Genomic DNA, 3,554 nt, shown 5'->3' with positions numbered 1-3,554 from the left:
CCTTCGTAATTCTGGACGCGGGTGCGCTCGCCTTCGACGACCTTCACGCCGACCTTCAGCGTGTCGCCGGGGCGGAATTCGGGGATCTTCTTCGCCTCAAGGAACTTGGCGATATTCTCGGCTTCAATCTGCTGGATGATGTTCATCTCAGTCTTCCTTCGTCTGTCGCCGCGCGCCAGAGGGAGAACTGACCCGAGCGTCCTCATGACGCTCCCAAAGGTCGGGCCTCCTTAGCCGTGTATCGGTCTCGGCCTGAGCTTTACGCCACGCCGCGATCCTCGCATGATCCCCCGATCGCAGCACTTCGGGGATCGTGCGCCCTTCCCATTGATAAGGTCGGGTATAGTGCGGATATTCGAGAAGGCCGCTTTCGAAGCTTTCCTCGTCCCCGCTGGAAGGCGCGCCCATTACGCCGGGAAGCAAGCGAATGCAAGCGTCGAGCAGCACCAGCGCGCCCATTTCGCCGCCGGAGAGGACATAGTCGCCGATCGAGACTTGTTCGATAGGACGCGCGTCGAACAGTCGTTCGTCGAATCCTTCGAACCGACCGCAGAGGATGATCGCGCCTGGGCCTGTCGCGAGGTCGCGAACGCGGACTTGGGTAAGCGGTGCACCGCGCGGCGTCATGGCGAGGATCGGGCGATCATCAGCGACGCTGTCCAGCGCAGCGGCGACGACATCGGCGCGCAGCACCATCCCCGCCCCGCCCCCCGCCGGGGTATCGTCGACCGTGCGATGCTTGTCGGTCGCAAAGTCGCGGATGTTGACGGCGTCGAGCGACCACTTCCCCTCGCCGAGCGCCCGTCCCGCGATCGACGCCCCGAGGGGGCCGGGGAACATGTCGGGGTAGAGGGTCAGGATCGTGGCGGCGAACCCGGATGAAGCGATCATCGCGTCCAATTCTCGACCTTCAGCCCTGGCACATCGGCGAAATCGGCCTCGTTGTTCGTCACGATCGTTAAACCCAAGCTCAACGCCTGCGCTGCTAGCAGACGGTCAAAATTTGCGCGTTTGAACGGCAATGTCGCATGGGCGCGCGCCGCCAGCAGATCGAATTCGACGATCGGAATTTCTTCAATGAACAGGTCGAGCAGCGCGAGCGCCGGCGGCTTGCCCTTCGCGCTACCGAGCGCGACCTCTGCAAAGGCGATGGATGATACGACTACGCTACCTGCATCGCAATCAGCCACGCGATGCGTCAATCGGGGATAAGCGCCTGAAAGGAGCTGGATGACGCAGTTTGCGTCGAGGAGATACCTCACCCCCGTTTATCCAGCCCCTCCAGCAGATGCCAATCACGTGGCACCTCGTCAAAATCGCCGCGCGGCAGCTCTTCGAGCCACGGCGCCTTGCCTGCGAATCTGCTCACATCGATCTTGCGCCGTGGTGCCTCGACCGGCTCGATCCTGAACGACATCGGCGCTTCCTTGACCATGCGGACTTCGGTGCCTTCGGGAATGCCCATGCCCTTGGGCAGGCGCAGTGCAACCGAATTGCCCGACTTGAATGTCTTGCCCTGATATTCGTCGCTCATTGCCGCTCTCCGGATATACCATCCGTATATACAATCAGCGCGACCCCGTCAACTCCCGCAACCACCGCATCCTCCACCGCCGCAGCCACCGCCGCCACCGTCCGCGCTGCCACCGCTGCCGCTATCGCCCGATCCGCTGGCGGCGCGCATCGCGTGATAGTCGTTCCAAGCCGAACCCACGAGCACGGTCGTGCCAAACAGCGCGACCGCCATGGGGATTTCATCGTCAGTTGGCGCGCGCCGCAAGCGATCAGCGCCATCACGTGCCGCCGCCAGCGCGTCGATGCCGGCACGCGTCCGTCGGTCGATCGTGACGAAACGGATAAGTGCGAAGACTGCCGTGATGACCAGCAGCGCCGAAAGGAACCCGACGGGCCGCCCGCGTTCGGTGCCGATGTCCCATTTGATCGCACCGAAGGCGATCAGCATGAGATAGGGCGCTGTCTGCCAGAAACGGAGCTGGAGCGCGGTGCCGCGATCGAACAACAGGCCAGCGTCCACCAGCTTGTCGTGAACCGTCGCGGCATGCCCCGACACCGCCTTCATCACCCGCGGCCAGGGCGAGGGCGTTGGCAGTGCGAGCACCGACCGCTCCGGCCCCGCTGCCAGCACTGGCGGTGCCACGATGCGCGCTTGAGTCCGCCCCTCGACCGCGATCTTCCCTGCGGCCAGCAATCGCGCCAAGACCGTATCGACATAACGTAGTGATCCGCCCGCGAGATAGGCGATCTGGTCGGGGTTGGTCAGCCGCGCACTGCGCCCGTCGGGGCGCAGCCAGCGCGGGATCGCAAACCCCGCGACGATCGCCGTTACCAGCAGCACGCCGTACAACGTCAAAAAAGGGCCGCCGGTCAGGTCGAAAACACCCAGTCCCATTACGTCCTCCACCACAACAGGAAAGCAATCGCGGCACCCATCAACAAGGCGACCATCGCCCGCCGCACTGCCTTCCTGGAAATCATGATCGCGTCGCGTGGATGCACCCGGCGCGCGCGTGGATCGTCGAGCAGGCGCTGCTGCGCGCTCGGCCAGATATCTGCGGGCACGGGGCCGAATATGGCCTCATAACGCTTGAGCGTATTGGCATATTGCCGGAAAAATCGACCGCGCTCGGCGTCGCCGCCGGCGGTCGGGCCGTGATGCAGCGCCTTGCCGAGCGCCTCGGGGCAAAAGCGCTCCCAATAATCGCGGGTATAGGTCAGGTGCAGGTGCCAGGCCTGATCGACTGCGTCGGACGGTGTCACTTCGCCGTCACCGGTGACGGCGAGAAGAGCGAATTTCCGATATTCGTCGATGACCCGCGCGGCGTGATCGGCGCTCCAGCCATTCTCGCGTGCGAGCCGAACGGCAAAGCTCAACGCCGCGTCGTCAGGTCCGACTTGGTAACAGGAAAGGCGCTGCCACACTGGGTGGTCAGGGGTTGAGGGCGAAGCAGTGTCGCGGCTCATCTAAATCCCTAGTAACATACTAGGGTATGCGTGGCAAGGCCCTTGGTCAGCCCGCGGCAAAGGCGGCAGTGACCACCAACTGCGTGTCGTTCCAGTCGGGAACCGCGTCGGCACGCATCGGCACCATGAAGCGCGCGCCCGGCTTTCCATTATCGGAAGGGCGCTCGATCTCGATCACATCACCCGCGCCGAAGTTGTCGATCGCGACGACGCGCCCGATCTCGGCGCCGTCGGTCGAAACCACCGCCAGCCCGAGCAAATCGGCGTGGTAATATTCGCCCTCGCCGAGCGGGGGCAAATCGGCGCGGGGCACTGTGATTTCGGTGCCGCGCAGCGCCTCGGCGGCGTTGCGATCGGCCACTTCGGCAAAGCGCGCAATCGCGCCGTTATTGCCGTCACGCAGCGATTTGAGCGTCAGCGCGCCGTCATTGAAACGCTTGTAGCGCTTCAGATCGTCGGTGAAGACCTTCAGGCGAACTTCCCCCGTCACGCCATGCGCGCCGACGACGACGGCGAGCGTAACGGGGGTTTGGCCACGCATTTACGCGTCGGCCGCAGGCGTCTCTTCGACC

7 protein-coding genes are annotated in these 3,554 nt (G+C 64.1%); all 7 read right to left on the bottom strand.

Going from position 1 to position 3,554, the window contains the following annotated elements; genetic code table 11:
* On the bottom strand, window positions 1-146 hold a 146-nt coding region (locus K2W81_RS06945; protein WP_294102574.1), incomplete at its 3' end, for a 50S ribosomal protein L19.
* Between the two features lies 1 nt (window position 147).
* On the bottom strand, window positions 148-891 hold the full coding sequence (gene trmD / locus K2W81_RS06940) for a tRNA (guanosine(37)-N1)-methyltransferase TrmD (RefSeq protein WP_294102555.1): 744 nt from the start codon (window positions 889-891) through the stop codon (window positions 148-150).
* Window positions 888-1,262, bottom strand: a complete 375-nt coding sequence (locus K2W81_RS06935; RefSeq protein WP_294102553.1) for a type II toxin-antitoxin system VapC family toxin — start codon at window positions 1,260-1,262, stop codon at window positions 888-890. Before K2W81_RS06935 ends, trmD begins: the two co-directional genes overlap by 4 nt.
* Window positions 1,259-1,534 carry an AbrB/MazE/SpoVT family DNA-binding domain-containing protein gene (locus K2W81_RS06930; RefSeq protein WP_294102551.1) on the bottom strand — a complete coding sequence of 92 codons (276 nt, stop codon included), beginning with the start codon at window positions 1,532-1,534 and terminating at the stop codon, window positions 1,259-1,261. Before K2W81_RS06930 ends, K2W81_RS06935 begins: the two co-directional genes overlap by 4 nt.
* A 48-nt stretch (window positions 1,535-1,582) precedes the next feature.
* Window positions 1,583-2,410, bottom strand: a complete 828-nt coding sequence (locus K2W81_RS06925) for a TIGR04222 domain-containing membrane protein (protein ID WP_294102549.1) — start codon at window positions 2,408-2,410, stop codon at window positions 1,583-1,585.
* A complete protein-coding gene (locus tag K2W81_RS06920; protein ID WP_294102547.1) occupies window positions 2,410-2,892 on the bottom strand; it encodes a hypothetical protein in 483 nt (160 codons plus the stop codon). The genes K2W81_RS06925 and K2W81_RS06920 overlap by 1 nt, the downstream gene beginning before the upstream one ends.
* Before the next feature lie 136 nt (window positions 2,893-3,028).
* Window positions 3,029-3,523 carry a ribosome maturation factor RimM gene (rimM, locus tag K2W81_RS06915; RefSeq protein ID WP_294102545.1) on the bottom strand — a complete coding sequence of 165 codons (495 nt, stop codon included), beginning with the start codon at window positions 3,521-3,523 and terminating at the stop codon, window positions 3,029-3,031.
* Window positions 3,524-3,554 lie beyond the last annotated feature (31 nt).

It is taken from the genome of Sphingomonas sp. (assembly GCF_019749955.1).
In the GTDB taxonomy this organism is placed as follows: domain Bacteria; phylum Pseudomonadota; class Alphaproteobacteria; order Sphingomonadales; family Sphingomonadaceae; genus Sphingomonas.
The sequence above is the reverse complement of the archived record's forward strand: the minus strand, read 5'-3'. Positions and strand labels throughout refer to the sequence as shown.